Here is a 21,969-nt window from a genome sequence, read left to right as displayed (position 1 = left end):
GGCATCTCCCGGGCATCAGTTGGCTACTATGTTAACCAGTTTACCGGGCACCACAATGACCTTGCGTACGGTGACCTCGGCGAGGAAGCGCTGCACATTGTCCTGGGCCATGGCTGCGGCCTCGATGGTTGCCCGGTCGGCAGCTGCCGCCACCGCGATCTGGCCCCGGACCTTGCCGTTCACCTGCACGGCCATGTCGATGCTGTCGCGGACCAGGGCGGCTGCGTCGACTTCTGGCCAGGGGGTGTCCAGCAGTTCACCTTCGCCATCCAGCAAGGGCCACAGGTGATGGCAGATGTGCGGCACAATCGGGGCCAGCATCAGGACCACGGCGCGCAAGGCCTCGCGCACCACGGCGCGTCCCTGGGCGTCGCCCTGATCCAGGCGACCGATATCGTTGCCGAGCTCCATGATGGCGGCAATCGCCGTGTTGAAGGTCTGGCGGCGACCGAAGTCATCGCTGACCTTGGCAATGGTTTCATGGGTCTTGCGCCGCAGTTGGCGCTGGGCGTCGCTGAGCAGGTCCGGGTCCACGGCACCGGCTGCGCCGGCCTCCAGATGGCCGTGCACTGCCTTCCACAGCTTGCGCAGGAAGCGGCTGGCGCCCTCAACCCCGGCATCATGCCACTCCAGGGTTTGCTCTGGCGGCGCGGCGAACATGGTGAACAGGCGCACGGTGTCGGCGCCGTACTCCGCTACCGCCGCGTGCGGGTCGATGCCGTTGTTCTTGGACTTGGACATCTTGGTGACGCCGCCGGCGATGACCTCCTCGCCGCTACTGCGCTCCACTGCGCGCACTACCCGGCCGCGCTCATCGCGCTCGACGTCGACTTCGGTGGGAGCGACCCAGACCTTGCCGCCGCCGGTGCCTTCCCGGTAGAAGGACTCGGCCAGCACCATCCCCTGGCAGAGCAGGCGTTCGAAAGGTTCGCTGCTGTTGACCAGGCCTTCGTCGCGCATCAGCTTGTGGAAGAAGCGGGCGTACAGCAGGTGCAGGATAGCGTGTTCGATACCGCCCACGTACTGGTCCACCGGCAGCCAGTAATTGGCGCGCTCCGGATCCAGCATGCCCTGATCGAAGTCGGGGCAAGTATAGCGGGCGTAGTACCAGCTCGACTCCATGAAGGTGTCAAAGGTATCGGTTTCCCGCTCCACCGGCTGCCCGTCCAGCTCGTCCTTGCGCCACTCCGGGTCGGCCTTGAGCGGGGAAATCACGCCGTCCATCTGCACGTCTTCCGGCAACAGGACCGGCAGTTTGTGCGCTGGCACCGGAATCTCGCCGCCATCGGCCAGGTTGAACATGGGGATCGGTGCCCCCCAGTAGCGCTGGCGGGAGACGCCCCAGTCCCGCAGCCGGTAGTTGGTGGTGAGCTGGCCGCGGCCTGCGGCCTGCAGCCGTTCGGCGATGGCGCTGAAGGCGGCCTCGGAGTCCATGCCGTCGAATTCGCCGGAATTTACCAGGGTGCCTTTGGCGGTGACCGCGCCCTGCTCGAGATCGGCTTCGCTGGCGTCCTCCGGTGCGATGACCTGGCGGATCGTCAGCCCGTACTTGCGCGCAAACTCCCAGTCGCGCTGGTCGTGGGCGGGCACCGCCATGATCGCGCCGGAGCCGTAATCCATCAGTACATAGTTGGCGATCCAGACCGGTACTTCCTCGCCGGTGAGCGGATTCAGGGCCTTGAGCCCGGTATCGATCCCCTTCTTCTCCATGGTGGCCATATCCGCTTCCGCGGAGGACTGGGTCTTGCAGGCCTCGATGAAGGCCTGCAGCTCGGGGTTGTCCAGCGCCAGCGCCCGGGTGATCGGATGTTCTGCCGCGAGACACATGTAGGTCACGCCCAGCAGGGTGTCGGGGCGGGTAGTGTAGACTTCGAGGTGATCGATGCCCGCGACCGGGCTGGCCAGGTCAAAGCGGAGGTCAACGCCCAGGCTCTTGCCGATCCAGTTGCGCTGCATGGTGCGCACCTGCTCCGGCCAGTGCGGCAGCTGGTCCAGGTCCGCCAGCAGCTCCTCGGCATAGGCAGTAATCCGGATGAACCACTGCGGAATTTCGCGCCGCTCCACCAGGGCGCCGGAGCGCCAGCCGCGGCCGTCTATCACCTGTTCGTTGGCGAGCACCGTCTGGTCCACTGGATCCCAGTTCACCGTGGCCATCTTTTTGTACACCAGGCCCTTCTCGTACAGGCGGGTGAAGAACCACTGCTCCCAGCGGTAGTAGGAGGGCTGGCAGGTGGCCAGCTCCCGGGACCAGTCGAAGCCAAAGCCCAGGCTCTGCAGCTGGCCCTTCATGTAGTCGATGTTCTGGTAGGTCCACCTGGCGGGCGCGCTGCGGTTTTGTACCGCGGCATTTTCCGCCGGCAGGCCGAAGGCGTCCCAACCCATTGGGTGCAGCACGTTCTTGCCCAGCATGCGCTGGTAGCGCGAGATTACGTCGGTGATGGTGTAGTTGCGCACATGCCCCATGTGCAGCTTGCCGCTGGGGTAGGGGAACATGGCCAGGCAGTAGAACTTCTCCCGGCTGGCGTCCTTCTCGACGGTGAAGCTGTTGTGAGCCTGCCAGTGGGCCTGGGCGCTCTGCTCAAGGATCTGGGGCTGGTAGTGCTGGTCCATCGGCTGTGGAATCTCGTCCAGTGGTAAAGCAAAAAGGAGCGAGGATTCTACCAGCAATCAGATAAGGGGTCAGGTTTCGCATAGTGGCATTCTTCAAAAGGGGTCAGGTCCAATTTTGGACCTGACCCCTTTTTAGAAGCCCCTAGTGGAGGTATGCCCGCGGCAACTTGGGGTCCCGGACCAGATAGCGGTCGCGCAAGCGTGTCTGGCGGCTTTCCATGGACTGCAGCTTGCCGCCGAGTATCACCTGGTCGGCAAACTCGCTGACCTCCAGAGGGTCGCCACTCCAGATCACGAGATCCGCCGGGGCGCCCACTTCGATACGCCCGCCTGGCAGGCCGAAGATGCGTGCCGGATTTATCGTCAACGCCGCCAGCGCCGCGTCCTGGTCGAGGCCGTTGGCCGCGGCGACGCCCGCCAATTGCCGCTGCTTGCGGGCATGGTGGGTGCCGGCACCGGAAAAGCTGATGGTGACACCGGCTGCCTGCAGCAGGGCGGCGTTGTCCATGCGCGCACCCAGCAGGTCGAAGTTGTAGGGCAGGTTTAGCAGGGGGTCCAGCAGTACGGGCACCTCTGCCGCTGCCAGTTCAGCGGCCACTATCCAGGCTTCCGCGCCACCCTCTATCACTGCCTTGAAGCCGTGGCGTTCCGCGAATTGCAGGACCTGGAGGATATCGCTGGCCCGGTTAACGCTGAATACGATAGTGCCATTGCGCAGGAACTCTTTCATCACTGCCCGACCCTCGCGGGTCAGCAGATTTGAGTCTCCCGCCCGGGGGGCCGAGCGGCTTTCGCCCACCGCCTGTTCCAGCAGCATCCATTGGGCGGCGCGCGAACCGCCGGCCAGCTCGGCGGCGCCTTCTCCCAGCGCTACAAACAGCAGGGGTTCGCCGACCAAGCTGTCGTAGCCGCCGTCCAGCCGTACCGCCTGGCCCTGGCCGCCGATGATCGAGCCGGAGGCCAGTGCGCCCAGCACGCTGAAGCCGAAGCCCTCGATACGGGTGACCGGTATCAGGCTTGAGTGCGGGTTGTAGGCCGGGATGACGCTGAACTCCGGGCGCATTTCGGGAGAGCCGGTCTGGGTGACGCCGCTGTCCACGGACGAGCTGACCATGTTGACCTCGTTGAGGCCCAGGGCGGTAATGCCGGCGAACAGTGCCGGGGTGAGCGGCCGGCCCGCGGCATCGATTACCTCGGCGCCCGCCGGAGTCTCCAGGCCGCGCCCGATGGCTTCGATGCGCCCGTCGCGCAGCAACACATCCTGCTCTGCCTGCACGCCGGCGGCGGTCATGGTGTGTACCCTGGCATCCCTGATCAGCAGGGTTTGCGCCGCTGCCAGCTGTTGGCAGCACAGCAACGCGGCCGCAATGAGGACTGGAAAGCGTTTCATCGTGCCACCTCCTGTAACTGGCCCAGTTCAAAATCGGAGACCGGTTGCCGTGCCGGGTCCGCGCGGTCGTACATCAGTGCGCCGTCGACAAACACCAGGTCCGCCTTGCTGTAGACGCTGAAAGGATTGCCGCTCCACACCACAACGTCTGCCATCTTGCCCGTTGCCAGGGTGCCGGTGACCTCGTCAATGCCGAGAGAGCGGGCGGCGTTCTGGGTTATCCAGCGGATGGCGCGCTCCGGCGAGATATCCAGCCCGGCCCGGCGGCCCTTGCCCATGGCCTTGGCCGCTTCCTGATTGAGGCGCTGGATACCCTCTGCGGAATCGGAATGCACGATGGCGCAGCTGTTTTCCGGACGGTCGACCAGGGCGATGTTCTCCTGGATGCCGTCGTAGGCCTCCATTTTGAAGCCCCACCAGTCCGCCCACAGGGCGCCGCAAACCTGATTCTCCGCCAGTTCATCGGCGATCTTGTAAGCTTCCACCGCGTGATGGAAGGTACCGATGCGGTAGTCGAATTCCTCAGCCAGGGCGAGAATGGTCATCATCTCGTCGGCACGGTAGCAGTGCATGTGGACGATGATCTCGCCGCGCAGCACCCCTGCCAGGGTCTCGAGTTTGAGGTCGCGTACCGGGGCAACCGCCTCCTCGTCGCCCTCCTCGGCTTTGGCCCGATAGCGTTCCCACTGCGCGATATAATCCTGCGCCGCGATCCATTCGGCCCGGTACAGGGCGACATTGCCCATACGGGTAGACGGGGTCTGGTTGCGCGGGCCATAGACGCTCTTCGGGTTTTCACCACAGGCCATTTTCAGGCCGTGCGGGGCGCCGGGGAACTTCATGTCCTGGTAGCTGGTGCTGTAGACGTTCTTCAGGGTCACGCCGCGGCCACCGAACAGGTTGCCGGAGCCGGGGAGTACCTGCAGAGTGGTTACGCCTCCGGCCAGGGCCCGGGAGAAGCCGGGATCCTGGGGCCAGACGCTGTGTTCCGCCCAGATATTGGCGGTGACTGGATTGGTCAGCTCATTGCCATCGGAGTGGGCAGCCACCCCGGGGCTGGGATAGACACCCAGATGAGAGTGCACGTCGATCAGGCCGGGGGTCACCCAGCGCCCGCTGGCATCGACTTCCTCGGTGCCCGCGGGCACCTCGCCACTTCCCAGCCACTGGATAGTGCCATCGGCCAGCAGCAGGTCAGTGTTTTCCAGGCGCTGCCCGTCACCGGTCAGAATGGTGGCGTTGCGCAGCAGGGTGGGACTGTTGCTGACCGGTTCATAGGTGGAGGGGAAGGGGACTTCCGCGATGGCTACCGAGGACAGGAAAAACAGTATTGAAATGCTGGCGTTCCGCAGCATGGTAGAGCTCCGATATGTAAGAAGCCGTGCTTTGTACCAGACCGTGGTTCAATTTGCCAGCCTGCGGCCGTCAATCTGCCGCGGTCCCGGATTCGCCGCCCCGCCAGAAGGTGTGGTGCATTACCAGCAGCAGAAGCAGCAGCAGGGCGCAGGCGCTGATGACCGGGCGGGTGCCGAAGCTGGCGGCGGGGGTGCTGCCCAGCATCACCTGGGCCTCGCCGGTAAGTACCGCCTCTTCGAATTGCGGAGTCTTGGCCAGGATCTGTCCGCGGTGGTCGATGATGGCGGAAATACCGTTGTTGGTACCCCGCAGCAGGTAGCGGCCATTTTCCAGGGCACGCATCTGGGCCATCTCCAGGTGCTGCAGGGGCCCGATGGAGGCGCCGAACCAGCTGTCGTTGCTGATGGTAACCAGCAGGTCCGCAGCGCGCGCGCCGCGGGCCACGAGGTCGGGGTAGACCACCTCGTAGCAGATGAAGGGGGCGATCCGGTAGCCGTTCGCCTGCAGCAGGGCCTGGCCCGGCGCCCCGGCGCTGAAGCTGGACATGGGCAGGTCGAAAAAGGCGATCATCCCCCGCAGCCAGGATTCCAGCGGCACATACTCGCCGAAGGGTACCAGGTGCTGCTTGTGGTACAGACCCTCGCCAGCGCCCAGGGCGATAATGCTGTTGTAATAGTCCGGGCTGCCGGCCTCGCGCCAGGGAATCCCGGTAATCAGGGTGGCGTCGTCCCCCTGCAGCTGTCGGGCGATCGGGTCCAGATAGTCCCGCGCCTGCTGGTAGAAGCGGGGCAGGGCGGACTCCGGCCAGAGCACGATATCGTGGCCGTATTGCTCCGGCAGGGCGCGATCGAACTGGCGCAGGATCTCCGGGTACTGCTCCCGCCGCCATTTGAGTTGCTGGGGAATGTCGGGCTGGTACAGGGCGACGCTGAGGGGCTGCTCGGCCGCGGGTGCCACCCACTCCACCGGCTTCAGCAGGCCGCCTCCGCCCCACATGCCGGCCAGCAGGGTGGCATAGGTCAGCAATGCCACCGGCCGCGGACTGCGCCAGGCCAGGAACAGGCAAGTGCCGCTGACCGCGCAGATGAAGGACAGCCCGTAGACCCCGATAATCGGTGCCCACCCCGCCAGCCAGGTGTCGATGTGGGCGTAGCCCAGGTACAGCCAGGGAAAACCGGTCAGCAGCCAGCTGCGCAGCCATTCAAACAGGACCCACAGCGCGCCAAACCCGATCAGCATGCCTCCGGGAAGCGGTCGCACATGGCGCACGTAGGTCCAGGCAAACAGGCTGTGGAGCAGGGCCAGGCCGGCGCAGAACAGGGCGGTCAGGAAGGCCGCGAGGGGAACGCTGGCATAGCCGTAGACGTGAATGCTGACGTAGACCCACGATACGCCGCTGCCGAACATGCCGAGCCCGAACAGCCAGCCCCGCCACAGGGCCTGGCGCGGCGTGCAGGTACTCAGCAGGTAGCAGTAGAGCGCGCAGCTGGCGATGCCCGCGGGCCAGAGCCCGAACGGCGCCAGCGACAGGGTGACCAGCACCCCCGCAAGCAGTGTCAGCAGCAGCACCCACAGCGGGCGCAGGCCGGTGTGGGGCATGGCTCAGGCTTCCAGCGGCCGCATGCGCAAGCTGTGAATCTTGCGCTGATCGGCGTTAATGACCTTGAACTCGAAGTTTTCGATCTGGGTGACTTCATTGCGGGCCGGCATGTGGCCAAAGGCCTGAATCACCAGGCCGCCGATGGTGTCGAATTCCTCGTCACTGAAGTCGGTGCGGAAGTAGTCGTTGAAGTCCTCGATGGGGGTAAGTGCCTTGATGAAGAAGTCGTCGTCGCTGATCTTGCGGATGAAGTTGTCCTCGTCGACATCGGTTTCGTCCTCGATTTCGCCGACGATTTCCTCCAGCACGTCCTCGATTGTCACCAGGCCCGCCACCCCGCCGTACTCGTCGATGACGATGGCCATGTGGTTGCGGTTTTCGCGGAACTCCCGCAGCAGCACGTTCAGGCGCTTGCTCTCGGGCACCACCACGGTCGGGCGCAGCAGGGACTGCATGCGGAATTCGCTGTGGTCCTTGTTCAGCAACTCTGGCAGCAGGTCCTTGGCCAGCAGGATGCCCTGGATGTCATCGGGGCTCTCACCCACCACCGGGTAGCGCGAGTGGGCCGAGCGGATAATCTGCGGCAGGATCTCTTCCAGGGTGGATTCCGCCTTGATCACCACCATCTGCGCCCGGGGGATCATGATATCCCGGGCCTGCATGTCGCTGACCTTCATGGCCCCTTCCATGATGCTGCGGGCATCCTGGTCGATGACCTCGTTCTCCGCCGCTATCGCCAGCACCCCCTCCAGATCCTTGCGGTTGTGGGGTTCGGAAGAGAACAGCAGGGCGATTTTCCCGAGCCAGGAGCGGTCTCCCGGCTCGTTGCCAAATCGGTCTTCGCTCATGGGGTAGCGAGCTCCTCGTGGCCGTGGTCAGGATAGGGGCAGGGAAATCCCAGCTGCGCCAGGATGGTGGTTTCCAGGGCTTCCATGGCGACCGCGTCTGCGTCCTCGATATGATCGTAGCCCAGCAGATGCAGGCTGCCGTGGACCGTCATGTGGGCCCAGTGAGCCGTCAGCGGCTTGCCCTGTTCAGCGGCCTCGCGAGCGACTACCGGGGTGCAGATGACAATATCGCCGAGTAGTGGCAATGCCAGTTCCGGGGGTAGCCCGGCGGGGAAGGAGAGCACGTTGGTAGAGCCGGTCTTGCCGCGGTAGTCCCGGTTGAGCGCGGTCATTTCCGCCTCGCCCACCAGGCGCAGGCAGACTTCGGCGGCTTCCCCCGGCGTGCGCTGCTCGAGGGCGGTGCAGATCCAGCGCCTTAAGTCGTCTTCCTCTGGCGCGGGTTCACTGCAGGCAGCCTGAATGTCGACGTGAACGCTCATGGCTTGCTCTTGTCGAGCGGGGTCGCCTTTTCCTCGTGGGCGTCGTAGGCCTCGACGATGCGCTGTACCATCGGGTGGCGCACCACATCCTTGTTGCCAAACCAGGTGAAGCCGATACCCTCGACGTCGGCCAGGATATTGCTGGCGTGGGTGAGGCCCGAGGGGATACCCCGGGGCAGGTCGATCTGGGTGGCGTCGCCGGTGATGACGGCGGTGGAGCCGAAACCAATCCGGGTCAGGAGCATCTTCATCTGCTCGCGGGTGGTGTTCTGCGCTTCGTCGAGAATGATGAAAGAGTTGTTCAGGGTGCGCCCACGCATGAACGCCAGGGGCGCAATCTCAATGACATTGCGCTCAATGAACTTGTTCACGGTCTCGAAGCCCAGCATTTCATACAGGGCATCGTACAGCGGCCGCAGGTAGGGGTCGATCTTCTGGCTCAGGTCGCCGGGCAGGAAGCCCAGCTTTTCGCCGGCTTCCACCGCCGGTCGCACCAGCAGGATGCGGCGTACCCGCTCCTCCAGCAGGGCCTCCACGGCGCAGGCGACGGCGAGGAAGGTCTTGCCGGTTCCCGCCGGGCCGATGCCGAAATTGATGTCACACTGTTTGATGGTGCGCACATAGCCCTGCTGGTTCTTGCCGCGGGGCTTGACCGAGGCGCGTTTGGTGCGAATGACCTGGATGGCCTCGACCTGACCGCCGGCGGACTCCGCCATCAGGCTTTCCATGCCCGACTGCTGCAGCTGCAAATGCAGGGATTCCGGGCTCAGGCCGACCCCCTGGCACACCTCCTGGTAGAGATGGCCGAGCAGTTGGCTGCCGGCGGCGACGCTGGCGTCGGGGCCGGTCAGCTGGAACTGGTTGCCGCGGGCGGCGATGCTGATGCCGAGACGGCTCTCGATCTGCCGCAGATGGCCGTCGAACTGGCCACACAGCATGGCCAGATGGCGCGCGTCATTCGGTTCCAGGGTGAGATTTGCTTGTGTCGACGCGGAGGTCTGGGATTCGCTGTTCAATTCGCTCTTTGGCCGCAAGGGCATGTGGTTGAGGTTAAAAGGATATACCGCTTTGCGGGCTAGTCAACCGCGCGCCGCAGGGGCGCCGCGGTTAATTGGCCCCGCAGGGAGTTTGGCAGTGCCGCCAGAATGTCCAGATCGACGAAGTCGCCGATCAGGCCATGGTCGCCGCAGCTGAAATTCACCACGCGGTTGTTCTCGGTACGGCCCTGCAATTGTCCCGGATCTTTCTTCGAGACGCCGGTCACCAGGACCGTCTGCACTGTGCCCACCATCCGCCGGCTGATGGCCTGGGCCTGCTGCAGGATGCGCGCCTGCAGGATCTGCAGGCGCTGCTTCTTGGTCTCTTCGTCGGTGCTGTCTGGCAACTCGGCGGCGGGGGTGCCGGGCCGGGCGCTGTAGACAAAACTGAAGGAGGTGTCGAAGCCGATCTCCTCGATCAGCTTCATGGTGGCGGCAAAATCTGCCTCGGTTTCGCCGGGGAAGCCGATGATGAAGTCAGAGGACAGGCTGATGTCCGGGCGGATCTTGCGCAGGCGGCGGATTTTCGACTTGTACTCCAGCGCCGTGTGGCCGCGCTTCATCGCCATCAGGATGCGATCGGAGCCGCTCTGCACCGGCAGGTGCAGGTGGTTTACCAGCTGCGGGATCTCGGCGTAGGCGTCGATCAGGGCGTCGCTGAACTCCACCGGATGCGAGGTGGTATAGCGGATCCGGTCGATACCCGGTATGCGGGCGACAAAGTGCAGCAACTCGGCGAAATCCACGATTTCTCCGAGATGGTTGGCGCCGCGGTAGGCGTTGACGTTCTGGCCCAGCAGGTTGACCTCACGCACACCGCCGGCCGCCAGATGGGCGATTTCGGCGATCACATCATCTACCGGCCGCGAGACCTCCTCGCCGCGGGTATAGGGCACTACACAGAAGGTACAGTACTTGCTGCAGCCCTCCATGATCGAGACAAAAGCGGTGGGGCCGTCGATCTTGGGTTCCGGCAGGCGGTCGAATTTCTCGATTTCCGGGAAGCTGATATCGACGATGAGAGTGCCGCCCGGGCCGGTCCGCGCCTTGCGCTGCGCCATCATCTCCGGCAGCCGGTGCAGGGTCTGGGGGCCGAACACCAGGTCCACATAGGGCGCACGCTTGCCGATTTCCGCCCCTTCCTGGCTGGCCACGCAGCCTCCGACACCAATCACCAGATTGGGGTTCTTCTGCTTCAGGTGCTTCCAGCGGCCGAGCTGGTGGAACACCTTCTCCTGGGCTTTTTCCCTTATGGAACAGGTGTTTAGCAGCAATACATCGGCCTCCTCCGGATTGTCGGTGGGGACCAGGTCATGGCTTTCCTGCAGCAGATCGCGCATGCGCGCGGAGTCGTACTCGTTCATCTGGCAGCCATGGGTCTTGATGTACAGCTTCTTGCTCACCGTGCCTCGTTGGTACCCGCGGGTACCGTTTTGCCGTGTTGCGGAAAAGGGGCGTGGATTATACAGAGTTGGCAGCCTGAAACCTAGCCGTTGGGCGTGCAAGTAGTGGAATTCTGGCCCCAGAGTGATACCATTGGCGCCCCCCAAAATCCGGCGCACTTCCAACGGGGCTGCCAGCCGGAGCGCCCCACGAGGACTTCATGGCCAGCCAACCCGTCTACAAGGTGATTTTCCACAACGCCAACCAGGTGTTCGAGGTGTTCGCGCGCCAGATCTACCAAAGCGACATGTGGGGCTTTATCGAGATTGAGGAGTTCATTTTCGGCGAGCGTTCACAGATTCTGGTGGACCCCAGTGAGGAAAAGCTCAAGCTGGAGTTCAATGGGGTCAAGCGTAGCTATATCCCGCTGCAGGCCATTATCCGCATCGATGAGGTGGACAAGGAAGGGACCGGCAAGATCTCAGATGCTGCCCCGGGCAGCCGCAGCAATGTCGCCAACTTCCCCCTCTCGGGGATGCAGCCGCAGCACAGCCACGACGACTGACGCCCCGCGGGCCTGGTTGTAGGAGCCCGCTCAGCGGGCGATCGCGCAGGGACTGCGCTCCCACAAGGACTGCGCTCCCGCGTTTGGCTGTGGGAGCCCGCTCAGCGGGCGATCGCGCAGGGACTGCACTCACACAAGCCCCCGCTGAGCCTTCAGGCACTGAGTCTTTGTTTTATCGAAGCGATCTTCACACACAGGGCAAAAACCTCGGCGCAGGCCTGCACATCCTCCAGCGCCGGGAAGCTTGGTGCCAGGCGGATGTTGCGGTCTTCCGGGTCCTTGCCGTAGGGGAAGGTCGCGCCCGCCGGGGTCAGCTTGACCCCGACCCTGGCGGCCAGCTCAACAATTTCCGAAGCCAGGCCCGGCAGCGCGTCAAAGCTGACGAAATAGCCGCCCCGGGGCTGGGTCCATGAGCCCATGCCGGTAGCCCCCAGTTCCCGCTCCAGGGTGTCCAGCACCGCTTCGAAGCGCGGGTGCAGCAGTGCGGCGTGCCGCTCCATGTGCGCGGCCACGGTCGCCCCATCCTGCAGGAAGCGCACGTGGCGCAGCTGGTTGACCTTGTCCGGGCCGATGGTCTGGAACGCCAGGTGGGCCTTGAGGGTGGAGAGATTGCGCTCGCTGCTGCCGACAAAGGCGACCCCGGCACCGGCGAAGGTAACCTTGGAGGTGGAGCCGAACTGGAAAATACCGTCCATGGTGTCGAACTGGCGGGCATAGTCGCTGAGGCAGTCCAGCGGCGCCGCGTCAGCATAAAGTTGATGCACCGCGTAGGCGTTGTCCCACATTACGATGAACTGGCCAGAGGCGAGCTTGGGCAGTCGCGCCATGCGCTCTACCGTGTTGCTGCTGTAGACGCAGCCGGTGGGATTGGAAAAGCGCGGCACACACCAGATACCCTTGATATCGGGATCGGCAGCGACCAGGCTTTCGATCTGATCCATGTCCGGCCCGGTCTCCAGCAGGCGCACCGGTACCATCTCGATGCCCAGATATTCACAGATTGAGAAGTGGCGGTCATAACCCGGTACCGGGCACAGGAACCTGACCTCCTCGGCGTTGGACCAGGCTGTCTCCGCACCGCGGAGGCCCTCGCGCAGGGCGAATTCCATGACCTGGTACATCAGGGTCAGGCTGCTGCTGCCGCCGACCAGGGTTTCCTCCGGCGCGGTGCCGAGAATGCCGCCGAAGAGGGCCCTGGCCTCAGGCAGCCCGTCCAGCCCGCCATAGTTGCGCGTATCGGTGCCGTCCGCGGCGCGATAGTTGCCAGCGAGGATTCCGTCCAGGGCATCGGACAGGGCCAGTTGTGCCGCGCCCGGCTTGCCCCGGGTCAGGTCCAGGCTCAAGCCCCTGGCTGCCAACTGGTCGTACTGATCGTGTAACGTGGCGAGCTGTTCACGCAACTCGGCCTCGGCTGCCTGTTCTATATGCACCTTTAACTCCTGTGTCGGTCGTGCCGGGGGCCAGCCCTGGCCGGGCGCCCCCAGAGGAAGGCCCCCAGTATACCCGCTGCGCCGCTTGCTTGAAATTCCGCGCTCCGGGCCCATATCTGTCCAATCAATATTCAATGCTTAACAGGTAGCCACGCATGAGTGACGGCCAGCAGTCCCAGGACAACACCTCCGGCAACCGCGCAGGATCCCGGCACCCGCCCGCGATTGCCAATGATGTCCTGCCCGAGACCCTGCACCTGATTCCCATTCCCCACCGCCCGTTTTTTCCCGGCCAGGTGCAGCCGGTGGCGATCAACCCGGAGGAATGGGCTTCCACCCTGGAGAAGGTCGCCGCCGAGGGTCACGGCCTGCTCGGTCTCAGCTATGTCGACCAGCACAAAGCGGGCAGCGTGGACCGGCGCCAGTTCCCCGAAATCGGCTGCGTGGTCCGCCTGCACCGGCCCCCGGGGGTCGATACCCCAGGCCATTTCCTGGCCCAGGGTATCAAGCGCTTCCGCATTGTGCGCTGGCTGACAGATACCGCCCCCTACCGGGTGCAGGTGGAGTATCCCCGCAGCCAGGGTGATCGCGACAGCGACGAGGTCAAGGCCTACGGCATGGCTGTGATCAAGGAGATCAAGGAGCTGCTGCCCCTGAACCCGCTGTACAGCGAGGAGTTGAAGCAGTACCTGGCCAACTTCAATCCCAACCAGCCCAGCCTGCTGGCGGATTTTTCCGCCGCCCTGACCACCGCCAAGGGTGACCAGCTGCAGGAGATTCTCGATACCCTGCCGCTGCTGGCGCGGATGGAGAAGGTGTTGGTGCTGCTGCGTCGGGAGCGGGAAGTGGCGGAGTTGCAGGGAGAAATCACCAGCCAGGTCAATGAGAAAGTCTCCGAGCAGCAGCGCCAGTTCTTCCTGCGGGAGCAGATGAAAGTGATCCAGAAGGAACTGGGTATCTCCAAAGACGACCGCAGTACCGATGTGGAGCTGTTCGAGGAGCGCATGTCCGCCTTGCAGCCACCCGAACCCGTGCAGAAGCGCATCGATGACGAGCTGCAGAAGCTGTCGGTGCTGGAAACCGGATCACCCGAGTACGGTGTCACCCGCAATTACCTGGACTGGGCCACCCAGGTACCCTGGGGCGTGACTTCGGCGGACAATCTGGAGCTGAAACATGCGCGCAAGGTGCTGAACGCGCACCACGATGGGCTCGACGACGTCAAGCGGCGGATCCTGGAATTCCTCGCGGTAGGAGCCTTCAAAGGCGAGATCGCCGGCTCCATCCTGCTGCTGGTGGGCCCGCCGGGGGTCGGCAAAACCAGCATCGGGCGCTCGGTGGCGGATGCTTTGGGACGTGAGTTCTACCGCTTCAGTCTCGGCGGCATGCGCGACGAAGCCGAGATCAAGGGTCACCGCCGCACCTATATCGGCGCCATGCCGGGGAAGTTCGTACAGGCCCTGAAAGAGGTCAAGGTGTCCAACCCGGTCATCATGCTGGATGAAATCGACAAGATTGGCGCCTCTTTCCAGGGCGACCCCGCCTCGGCCCTGCTGGAGGCGCTGGACCCGGAACAGAACAGCGATTTCCTCGACCACTACCTTGACCTGCGGGTGGACCTGTCCCGGGTTCTGTTTATCTGCACCGCCAACCAACTCGACACCATTCCCGGACCTTTGCTGGACCGGATGGAAACCCTGCGCCTCGCAGGCTATATCGCCGAAGAAAAACTCGCCATTGCCAGGAACCACCTCTGGCCGCGGCTGCTCGAGCGCCACGGCGTAAAGGACGAGCAGTTGAAGATCAACGACGCCGCGCTGAAATACGTGATCGAGAGCTACTGCCGGGAAGCCGGGGTCAGGAATCTGGAAAAACAGCTGGCGCGCATTATCCGCAAGTCCATTGTCGACCTGGTCGAGGGCCGCGAGGAGCGCATCCGGGTCGGCAAGAAGGATATCGAGGCCCTGCTCGGCCAGCCCGTGTTCCACGCAGAGAAACTGCTGCGCGGGCCCGGTGTGGCTACCGGCCTCGCCTGGACCACCATGGGCGGCGCCACTCTGGCGATCGAATCTTCCCAGGTACACACCCTTAACCGTGGCTTCAAACTCACCGGCCGCCTCGGCGACACCATGAAGGAGTCCGCCGAGATCGCCTACAGCTATGTCGTCGCCCACCTCAAGGACTACGGCTGCGACCTCGACTTCTTCGACACCAGCTTGGTGCACCTGCACGTACCCGAGGGCGCCACGCCCAAGGACGGCCCCAGCGCCGGTATCACCATGGCCACCGCCCTGATCTCCCTGGCACGCAAGGAGCGCATCAAGCGCCCGCTGGCGATGACCGGCGAACTCACCCTCACTGGCCAGGTGCTGGCGGTCGGCGGCATCCGCGAAAAAGTGATCGCGGCCCGGCGTATCAAGATTCCGGAGCTCATCCTGCCGGCGGCCAGTCGCCGTGATTTTGAGGAGCTGCCGGATTATCTGCGGGAAGGGCTGCAGGTGCACTTTGCGCGGACTTATCGGGAGGTGTTTGAGTTCGTGTTCCACGAACATCGACGGGAGAAGGCACTGCACTGACCTTGCTCGTGTGCCTCTGTGGTGCCAGTCGTTCCGGCCGGAGCCAGGCCTGCCCCTGCTCGGTGACTCAGTCGACCTGCTCACCTGTGGTGCTCGGTGCCACTAATCCGGCCGGAGCCGTTCCTGCCCCTGCCTACCTTGGTCACGTTGCCAATTGCCGCTGAGGCAATGGCTCGGTGCGCTACAGTTTCAGCTAAGTGGCACCGAGCGAGTGGAGCACGATGCGCAGAGGCGCGAGCGCGGGGTGGGCCTTTGTCGGACCGTCGACGGCCAGGGACGGCCGTCGCCGAGCCCACATGGACGTGCTTGTGGCGTGTCCGTCAAAGGCCCAACGCGCGATCGTGCCGGAGCCAGCTAGAAGCACCGGGCACGTGTCAGCTACCCCGGTGCTCGCGCCGTCACAACTGCCCGCCTCGGCGCAGGATAGCCTTCAATTGTTCGACTGGAATCCTCAGGATCCAGGAAGTCCGCGAGTGATTGGAACCGCATCCAATCCGTAGCCCGCTGCTCCTCCGTGCTGGTCACCGAAACGTCAATTAGCGCCTCGTCGACAAAGCCCAGCTTGCGCAGCCACCCCAGCAGCGTATCGCAACTGGGCAGGAACCAGACATTGCCCATGCGCGCGTAGCGTCCTTCCGGCACCAGGGTCGCGCCTGCGGGGCCCTCGATGACCAGGGTTTCCAGCACCAGCTGGCCACCGGGGCGGAGGCAGGCTTTCAGCTCCAGCAGATGGTCGAGGGGCGAGCGCCGGTGGTAGAGAATGCCCATGGAAAATACGCTGTCGAAAGCGGCGAGTTTGGGCGGGACATGCTGGATGCCCAGGGGCAGCACCCAGACGCCGGGCTGTTGCAGGTACTTCTGCAGGGCCCAGTACTGCACTACAAACAGGGGCGTGGGGTCGATGCCGATGACTTCCGTGGCGCCGTCCCCGGCCATGCGCCAGCAGTGGTAGCCGCTGCCGCAGCCGACATCGAGTACGCGGCGGCCGGCGAGGGGGTCAATGTGCGCGCGCAACCGGTCCCATTTCCAGTCGGAGCGCCACTCGGTGTCGATATGCACGCCGAACAGCTCGAAGGGGCCCTTGCGCCAGGGGTGCAGCCGCTGCAGGGTGTCCTGCAGGTCGCCGCGGGCGCCGGGGTCCAGGGGCGGGTTGCAGTCGGCGCCGACCCGGGCGCGGTCGAGGTGGATCTGCTGCGGGACAATGTCGGGCAGCGCTGCCAGGGCATCCAGCCAGCGCGGCAGGTCGCCGTAGCGCTCCACCGCGAGACCACGCGTGACCTGGGCAGGCAGCAGTGCTGCCCAGGGCGCCAGCTCGGTGTCCTGCCAGCGCCGGATCAGGGGTTGGTAGTCGATCATTTCAGGGCGATCAGGGAGGCGAAGTTGAAGCACTGGAACCAGACGTCGCAGCTGCCAAAGCCGGCGCCGCGGATGCGCCGTTTGTGCTCGTCCAGAGTATCCCGCAGCAGCACATTCTCGATGGCGTTGCGCTTGCCGGCAATCTCCAGGTCGCTGTAGCCGTTGGCGCGTTTGAATTCGTGGTGCAGGTCGATATTCAGGGCGTCGAGATGTGGGTCCTCAAAGGTGACCTTTTCCGACAGCACCATGATGCCGCCCGGGCGCAGGCCGTCGTATATGCGCTGGATTATGCCATCGCGCTGCTCGCGGGCAATGAACTGCAGGGTGAAATTGAGCACCACCACGGAGGCGTCCTCGATGGCAACCTCCTGCAGGTCGGCGCAGACCAGCTCCACCGGAATGTCGTGGCTGTCGGTGGCGATGACGATCTGGCAGCGCTCCAGCATGGCGGCGGAATTGTCGACACCGATGATCAGGCAGTCCCGATGCCGCACCTGTTGGCGCATGGCCAGGGTGGAGGCGCCGAGGGAGCAGCCGAGATCGTAAAGCCGGCTGCCGGGTGCGGCGAAGCGGCCCGCGAGCAGCCCGGTCATGGCGACGATGGTGGTGTAGCCCGGCACCGAGCGCTTGATCATGTCGGGGAAAACCTGCGCCACGCGATCATCGAACTGGAACGCCGCGGGTTCGGCAACGGTCTGGGAATAAATTGTGTCGCGGTTGTCGGTCACGGCGGCAGTTTCGCGGGTCTCGGGGCTGGCGCGGGAGTTTATCATGGATGTACTCGCGGCCCGAATAGCGCACAATATGGCCCGCCAAATTCCCCGGAGCAGACTGATGAAAGGCACCCACGAATATGCGGGCGACCCTCGCAATGAGCACATCCTGATTGACATCAACGGTGAAATCTTCCCCCGCGCAGAGGCGCGTATTTCGGTCTTCGACTCCGGCTTTATCCTCGGCGATGGTGTCTGGGAGGGGCTGCGGGTGGAGAACAACACTGTGCTGTTCCTGGAGCGCCATCTCGAGCGCCTGTTCGAGGGCATGAAAACCCTGGACTTCCAGCCGGACTTCAGCCGCGATCAGCTCGCGGCGCGGCTCTATGCGCTGCTGGCGGCCAACGACATGAGCGATGGTGTCCACATTCGCCTGATGGTCTCCCGCGGCGTCAAGGCCACGCCCTACCAGGATCCGCGGATGACCATTACCCCCCCTACCGTAGTGCTGATTCCCGAGTACAAGCAGGCGCTGCCGGAGGTGGTGGACAAGGGTGTGCGCCTGTACACGGTGTATGTGCGCCGCGGCTATGCCGATGTGCAGGACCCGACCCTGAATACCCACTCCAAGCTCAACTGCATCACTGCCTGCATCCAGGCCACCAAGGCCGGTGCCGACGAGGCTCTGATGCTGGACCCGCACGGCTTTGTCGCCACCTGCAATTCCACCCACTTCTTCATTGTCCGCCGCGGCGAGCTCTGGACGTCCACCGGCGATTACTGTCTCGACGGCATTACCCGCGGCAAGGTGCTGGAGATGGGGCGCGAGCTGGGCCTGACGGTGCGCGAGAAAAATTTCACCCTCACCGATGTCTACAACGCAGAAGAGGCCTTTGTAACCGGCACGTTTGCCGGCCTGGTGCCGGTGACGGAAGTGGATGGCCGCAGTATCGGCGAGGCTGGCGCCGAACGCGCGACGGTGAAACGCCTGCAGGCGCAGTACCGGACCACGGTGGCGCGCTATATAGACGGCCCCGGCAAGCAGCATCCGAGGGACTGAGCCATGTCTGTCCTGCGTCTTGCGATGTGGTCGGGCCCGCGCAACATCAGTACCGCGCTGATGCGGGCGTTCGAGAACCGGCCAGACTGCGCGGTCGTCGATGAACCTTTCTACGGTTACTACCTGAAGAGCACGGGACTTGAGCACCCCGCCGGTGCCGCGATCATGGCCAGCATGAGCTGCGACTGGCGCGAGGTCGCGCGGCAGCTGTGCGAAGACTTGCCGGCAACGGCGGATCCCGGGACCTGTTCGGTGTTCTACCAGAAGCACATGACCCAGCACATCCTGCCGGCCATGGACATGGGCTGGACCGATAGCCTGCACAACTGTTTCCTGATTCGCGAGCCGCGGCGGATCATCGCCTCCTACGCCAAAGTGCGACCGCAATTCGCGCTCGAGGAGCTGGGCTTTCCGCAGCAGTGGGCTCTGTTCCAACGGGTAGCGGACCGTCTGGGGCAGGCACCACCGGTGATCGACTCCGCCCGTACCCTGCGTGACCCCGAGCGCGTGCTGCGCGAACTGTGCGCGCGCGTGGGGATCCCCTTCAGTGAACAGATGCTGCAGTGGCCGGCGGGCACCCGGGCCAGCGATGGCGTCTGGGCGCCGCACTGGTACGCGGCGGTGGAGCGTACCACCGGGTTCGAACCGGTCAATGAAGTGCCCCTGGAGGAGGTGCTGGTGCCGTCTGGCTGCGAGGCTATGTGTGAGGAGGCGGAGGGGATCTATGCCCGCTTGCTCGAGCACGCGTTACCCGGTCACCACTAGGCCGTTAACTGCAGCCATAACCACAAGGCCAGCAGTCCAATAGCCATAACTCCCAGCAGCCCTGAGTGCCGCTGCCACAGTTGCAGCGCTTTGTCACGCGACCCCGGCAATTTGCCACTTGCGATAGGGATGACACAGCATCCATGGAATCAGGATGGCTTCGACCGGTATGGGGACGATCAGTGTTTCCAGCATGGAAGCAGCGAACAACAGCCACAGGGCATGCCGGGACCGGTCCAACCGATCCAGCCATGCGCGCGAAGAGCTCAGCTCACCGGGAGACATATACCGCTCTTGCGCAGTGGTCAGGCATCTCCGGCAGCCAGCAGCGGCTCCAGGTCCACCGCCAGGCGCTCAGCATTGAATGGAGGCATGAAGTAGCCTGCCAGCTTGCCCTCGGGGTCCACCAGCAGCAGCGCCGCAGAGTGGTCCACGCTGTATTCGCCGCGGGCGCCGGGAATGCGGATATGTTGGACCCCGAGGCCTGTGTAGAGCCGCTCCAGCTGCTCCTGCTCGCCGGTCACGCCGATAAACGTGGGGTTGAAGAATTCCAGGTAGCGGGCCAGTTCCTCAGGGGTATCCCGCTGCGGATCCACGCTCAGCAGCACGACTTGCAGTCCGCTCGCCCTGGATCCCAGCAGCTCGTGTACGCGGTCGAGGATGGCGAGAGTAGTGGGACAGATGTCGGGGCAGTGGGTAAAGCCGGGGAATACCAGGTTCCAGTGTCCGTTCAGTGCCGCAGCGGTGAAGGGGCGACGGTGCTGGTCGCGGAGGGAGAAATCGGGCAGCGTGGCGGACGGGGTGACAGCGACACCTGCCTGCAGCGTCGGAGTATTGGGTTGCCGGACAACAGACTCCACAGCGGCGGGCTGGCGAACGGGCATTGCCACCAGGGCGACAATGGCTATCACCGCCGCTGCAGCGAGAAGAAGTACTGGCGTTCTTGCCATGTGGTCTCCGACAGCCACCGTTGCCCGCGCCCGCCTGGCGCAATGGGGTCAGGTGGTCTATAACAGATGGGTTCCCAACCGATTCGCTCGGGAGGTACGGCATGAAACCTGTCCACACCCTTATTCTTGTCAGCATAGTCGTAATTGCCGGGCTCGTGTACTTCATCAGCGGCACTGACTTCCAACTCACTACAGACACGGTCGCCGTCGCCGATACCCCCGATGCCGTTGCCGATACGCCGCCACCCGCGCTGCCCACCATTGCCCCGGTGGGCGCCTCGCTCCTCGAGGGTCTGGGTGACCACCGGATGACAATCACCACAAGCCAGCCCGAAGCACAACGCTGGTTTGATCAGGCCCTGATGCTGACCTATGGCTTCAACCACGATGCCGCCGAACGCTCCTTCCTGCGGGCGCTGGAGGCAGACCCGGAGTGCGCCATGTGCTGGTGGGGTGCAGCCCTGGTGCTGGGCCCCCACGTCAATGCTGCCATGGACCCGGCGCAAAATCCGGTGGCCTGGGAGCGGCTGCAGGCGGCGCGGGCTGTGGCCGACCAGGCCAGCGAGCGCGAGCGTGCCTATATCGAGGCCCTGTCGGCGCGCTATGCGGAAAATCCCCCGGAAGATCGCGCAGCGCTGGATGAGGCCTACGCGGTGGCGATGGAAAACCTGGTGACCCGGTACCCCGACGATCTGGACGCCGCCACCCTGCACGCCGAGGCGTTGATGAATCTGCAGCCCTGGGATTTCTGGGATGCCGAAGGTCAACCCAAGGGCAATACCAGCGACATTGTGGATCGGCTGGAGGCGACCCTGGCGCGCAATGCTGCCCATCCCGGAGCCCTGCATCTCTACATCCACGCGGTAGAGGCATCGCCGGAACCCGAGCGCGGCGCCGCGGCAGCGGACCGGCTGCGGGGGCTGATTCCCGGTTCCGGGCACCTGGTGCACATGCCGGCACATATCTACGCCAGGGTAGGGCGCTGGCACGATGCCGCTCTGGTCAATAAGGAGGCGATCCTGGCCGATGACCTGTACCTTGCCACCTGCCGCCCGGCGCCCGGGGTCTATCCCCTGGGTTATGTGCCCCACAATCATCATTTCCTCTGGTTTGCTGCGACCATGGCCGGGGATCGGGCCACGGCCATGGCCGCGGCGGAAGCAACCGGCGAGCGCACCAGCGACCCCGACTTGATGCGTATGCCAGGCATGGAAGCCCTGCAGCAGTTCTCCCTGACACCGCTGTTCGCGAGGGTACGTTTCGGGCTCTGGGATGAGGTTGCGGCGTTGCCCCGGCCGGCGGAGGACCTGCCCTTCCAGGTAGCGATCTGGCACTACGCCCAGGGTCTGGCGGCACTGCACCAGCAGCGGCTCGAAGACGCGGAGCAGCATTACCAGGCTGTGCTCACCGCCCGGGAGGATCCGCGCATCAGCGACCTGCTGATGTGGGGCCGGTATTCACTGCAACACGGGGTGCAGGTTGCAGAGCGGGTACTGGCCGGTGAACTGGCAGCGGCGCGGGGCGAAAGCGAGGCCGCGGTGGCGGCCCTGCGGGAGGCGGTCGCACTGGAGGACTCAATTCCCTACGATGAGCCGCCGGGCTGGCACGCTCCGGTGCGGCAGACTCTCGGTGCGGTGCTGTTGGAGCTGGGTCAGGCTGAAGATGCGGAGGCGGTATACCGCGAGGAGTTGCGGCGCAACCCGGAAAATGGTTGGTCCCTGTACGGTCTGACTGAGGCGCTCGCCGCCCAGGATCAGGCGGAAGCCGCGGCCGAGGCACAGGCCCGTTTCGAGCGGGCCTGGGCGCACGCCGACTTCACTCTGACGGCTTCGCGGCTGTAGAGCCGCGCCA

General features: G+C 64.4%; 18 protein-coding genes. 5 read left to right on the top strand and 13 right to left on the bottom strand.

The genetic code is table 11. The features are described 5' to 3' along the window. Window positions 1–15 precede the first annotated feature (15 nt). From leuS to miaB, 8 genes are all read right to left on the bottom strand, one after another. A complete protein-coding gene (leuS, locus tag Q6D67_RS02475) occupies window positions 16–2,610 on the bottom strand; it encodes a leucine--tRNA ligase (protein ID WP_304703949.1) in 2,595 nt (864 codons plus the stop codon). A 142-nt stretch (window positions 2,611–2,752) separates the two neighbouring features. Next, on the bottom strand, window positions 2,753–4,000 hold the full coding sequence (locus Q6D67_RS02470; RefSeq protein WP_304703948.1) for an amidohydrolase family protein: 1,248 nt from the start codon (window positions 3,998–4,000) through the stop codon (window positions 2,753–2,755). Then, entirely contained in the window at window positions 3,997–5,355 is a 1,359-nt protein-coding gene (locus Q6D67_RS02465) for an amidohydrolase (protein ID WP_304703947.1), read from the bottom strand. Before Q6D67_RS02465 ends, Q6D67_RS02470 begins: the two co-directional genes overlap by 4 nt. Before the next feature lie 70 nt (window positions 5,356–5,425). Further along, window positions 5,426–6,955 (bottom strand): apolipoprotein N-acyltransferase, encoded by a 1,530-nt coding sequence (lnt, locus tag Q6D67_RS02460; protein ID WP_304703945.1) that lies wholly within the window; start codon window positions 6,953–6,955, stop codon window positions 5,426–5,428. A 3-nt stretch (window positions 6,956–6,958) separates the two neighbouring features. After that, window positions 6,959–7,804, bottom strand: a complete 846-nt coding sequence (locus Q6D67_RS02455; protein ID WP_304703944.1) for an HlyC/CorC family transporter — start codon at window positions 7,802–7,804, stop codon at window positions 6,959–6,961. Further along, window positions 7,801–8,283 (bottom strand): rRNA maturation RNase YbeY, encoded by a 483-nt coding sequence (gene ybeY / locus Q6D67_RS02450; protein ID WP_304703943.1) that lies wholly within the window; start codon window positions 8,281–8,283, stop codon window positions 7,801–7,803. The genes Q6D67_RS02455 and ybeY overlap by 4 nt, the downstream gene beginning before the upstream one ends. Then, window positions 8,280–9,323, bottom strand: coding sequence for a PhoH family protein (locus Q6D67_RS02445; protein WP_370551911.1), 1,044 nt, complete (start codon window positions 9,321–9,323; stop codon window positions 8,280–8,282). The genes ybeY and Q6D67_RS02445 overlap by 4 nt, the downstream gene beginning before the upstream one ends. Before the next feature lie 35 nt (window positions 9,324–9,358). Beyond that, window positions 9,359–10,723 (bottom strand): tRNA (N6-isopentenyl adenosine(37)-C2)-methylthiotransferase MiaB, encoded by a 1,365-nt coding sequence (miaB, locus tag Q6D67_RS02440; RefSeq protein WP_304703940.1) that lies wholly within the window; start codon window positions 10,721–10,723, stop codon window positions 9,359–9,361. A 200-nt stretch (window positions 10,724–10,923) separates the two neighbouring features. On the opposite strand from miaB, the gene Q6D67_RS02435 reads away from it, so the two are divergent. Next, complete coding sequence (locus Q6D67_RS02435; RefSeq protein WP_304703939.1) at window positions 10,924–11,268, top strand: DUF1820 family protein; 345 nt, start codon at window positions 10,924–10,926, stop codon at window positions 11,266–11,268. A gap of 152 nt (window positions 11,269–11,420) precedes the next feature. Here Q6D67_RS02435 and Q6D67_RS02430 read toward each other — a convergent pair whose 3' ends face one another. Beyond that, a complete protein-coding gene (locus Q6D67_RS02430) occupies window positions 11,421–12,698 on the bottom strand; it encodes an aminotransferase class I/II-fold pyridoxal phosphate-dependent enzyme (RefSeq protein ID WP_304703937.1) in 1,278 nt (425 codons plus the stop codon). A gap of 155 nt (window positions 12,699–12,853) precedes the next feature. Here Q6D67_RS02430 and lon point away from each other — a divergent pair, with 155 nt between their 5' ends. After that, entirely contained in the window at window positions 12,854–15,274 is a 2,421-nt protein-coding gene (gene lon, locus Q6D67_RS02425) for an endopeptidase La (RefSeq protein ID WP_304703936.1), read from the top strand. A 378-nt stretch (window positions 15,275–15,652) separates the two neighbouring features. Here the strand turns inward: lon and cmoB are convergent, their stop codons facing one another. Together cmoB and cmoA are read right to left on the bottom strand one after the other, a co-directional pair. Next, window positions 15,653–16,630 carry a tRNA 5-methoxyuridine(34)/uridine 5-oxyacetic acid(34) synthase CmoB gene (cmoB, locus tag Q6D67_RS02420; RefSeq protein WP_304703935.1) on the bottom strand — a complete coding sequence of 326 codons (978 nt, stop codon included), beginning with the start codon at window positions 16,628–16,630 and terminating at the stop codon, window positions 15,653–15,655. Continuing rightward, a complete protein-coding gene (cmoA, locus tag Q6D67_RS02415; RefSeq protein WP_304703933.1) occupies window positions 16,627–17,403 on the bottom strand; it encodes a carboxy-S-adenosyl-L-methionine synthase CmoA in 777 nt (258 codons plus the stop codon). Before cmoA ends, cmoB begins: the two co-directional genes overlap by 4 nt. Window positions 17,404–17,464: 61 nt before the next feature. Between cmoA and Q6D67_RS02410 the strand changes: the two genes are divergently transcribed. Beyond that, window positions 17,465–18,403 carry an aminotransferase class IV gene (locus tag Q6D67_RS02410; protein WP_304703931.1) on the top strand — a complete coding sequence of 313 codons (939 nt, stop codon included), beginning with the start codon at window positions 17,465–17,467 and terminating at the stop codon, window positions 18,401–18,403. Between the two features lie 3 nt (window positions 18,404–18,406). Beyond that, on the top strand, window positions 18,407–19,168 hold the full coding sequence (locus Q6D67_RS02405; RefSeq protein WP_304703930.1) for an HAD family hydrolase: 762 nt from the start codon (window positions 18,407–18,409) through the stop codon (window positions 19,166–19,168). A gap of 93 nt (window positions 19,169–19,261) precedes the next feature. On the opposite strand, the gene Q6D67_RS02400 is transcribed toward Q6D67_RS02405, so the two are convergent. Both Q6D67_RS02400 and Q6D67_RS02395 read right to left on the bottom strand, forming a co-directional pair. Next, window positions 19,262–19,453, bottom strand: coding sequence for a hypothetical protein (locus tag Q6D67_RS02400; protein WP_304703929.1), 192 nt, complete (start codon window positions 19,451–19,453; stop codon window positions 19,262–19,264). 20 nt (window positions 19,454–19,473) lie between these two features. Next, complete coding sequence (locus Q6D67_RS02395; protein WP_304703928.1) at window positions 19,474–20,118, bottom strand: SCO family protein; 645 nt, start codon at window positions 20,116–20,118, stop codon at window positions 19,474–19,476. A 101-nt stretch (window positions 20,119–20,219) separates the two neighbouring features. Between Q6D67_RS02395 and Q6D67_RS02390 the strand changes: the two genes are divergently transcribed. Beyond that, a complete protein-coding gene (locus Q6D67_RS02390; protein ID WP_304703927.1) occupies window positions 20,220–21,959 on the top strand; it encodes a hypothetical protein in 1,740 nt (579 codons plus the stop codon). The last annotated feature ends 10 nt before the right edge of the window (window positions 21,960–21,969 follow it).

The organism is Haliea sp. E1-2-M8 (assembly GCF_030649675.1).
Lineage (GTDB): Bacteria > Pseudomonadota > Gammaproteobacteria > Pseudomonadales > Halieaceae > Haliea.
Note: the sequence above shows the minus strand (reverse complement) of the source record. Positions and strands in the feature narration are given on the sequence as shown.

Bases quoted from the DNA above. Each gene is read 5' to 3' on its own strand.
- leuS (WP_304703949.1), bottom strand. From the start codon at position 2,610: ATGGACCAGCACTACCAGCCCCAGATCCTTGAGCAGAGCGCCCAGGCC.
- Q6D67_RS02470 (WP_304703948.1), bottom strand. From the start codon at position 4,000: ATGAAACGCTTTCCAGTCCTCATTGCGGCCGCGTTGCTGTGCTGCCAA.
- Q6D67_RS02465 (WP_304703947.1), bottom strand. From the start codon at position 5,355: ATGCTGCGGAACGCCAGCATTTCAATACTGTTTTTCCTGTCCTCGGTA.
- lnt (WP_304703945.1), bottom strand. From the start codon at position 6,955: ATGCCCCACACCGGCCTGCGCCCGCTGTGGGTGCTGCTGCTGACACTG.
- Q6D67_RS02455 (WP_304703944.1), bottom strand. From the start codon at position 7,804: ATGAGCGAAGACCGATTTGGCAACGAGCCGGGAGACCGCTCCTGGCTC.
- ybeY (WP_304703943.1), bottom strand. From the start codon at position 8,283: ATGAGCGTTCACGTCGACATTCAGGCTGCCTGCAGTGAACCCGCGCCA.
- Q6D67_RS02445 (WP_370551911.1), bottom strand. From the start codon at position 9,323: ATGCCCTTGCGGCCAAAGAGCGAATTGAACAGCGAATCCCAGACCTCC.
- Q6D67_RS02435 (WP_304703939.1), top strand. From the start codon at position 10,924: ATGGCCAGCCAACCCGTCTACAAGGTGATTTTCCACAACGCCAACCAG.
- lon (WP_304703936.1), top strand. From the start codon at position 12,854: ATGAGTGACGGCCAGCAGTCCCAGGACAACACCTCCGGCAACCGCGCA.
- cmoB (WP_304703935.1), bottom strand. From the start codon at position 16,630: ATGATCGACTACCAACCCCTGATCCGGCGCTGGCAGGACACCGAGCTG.
- cmoA (WP_304703933.1), bottom strand. From the start codon at position 17,403: ATGATAAACTCCCGCGCCAGCCCCGAGACCCGCGAAACTGCCGCCGTG.
- Q6D67_RS02410 (WP_304703931.1), top strand. From the start codon at position 17,465: ATGAAAGGCACCCACGAATATGCGGGCGACCCTCGCAATGAGCACATC.
- Q6D67_RS02405 (WP_304703930.1), top strand. From the start codon at position 18,407: ATGTCTGTCCTGCGTCTTGCGATGTGGTCGGGCCCGCGCAACATCAGT.
- Q6D67_RS02400 (WP_304703929.1), bottom strand. From the start codon at position 19,453: ATGTCTCCCGGTGAGCTGAGCTCTTCGCGCGCATGGCTGGATCGGTTG.
- Q6D67_RS02395 (WP_304703928.1), bottom strand. From the start codon at position 20,118: ATGGCAAGAACGCCAGTACTTCTTCTCGCTGCAGCGGCGGTGATAGCC.
- Q6D67_RS02390 (WP_304703927.1), top strand. From the start codon at position 20,220: ATGAAACCTGTCCACACCCTTATTCTTGTCAGCATAGTCGTAATTGCC.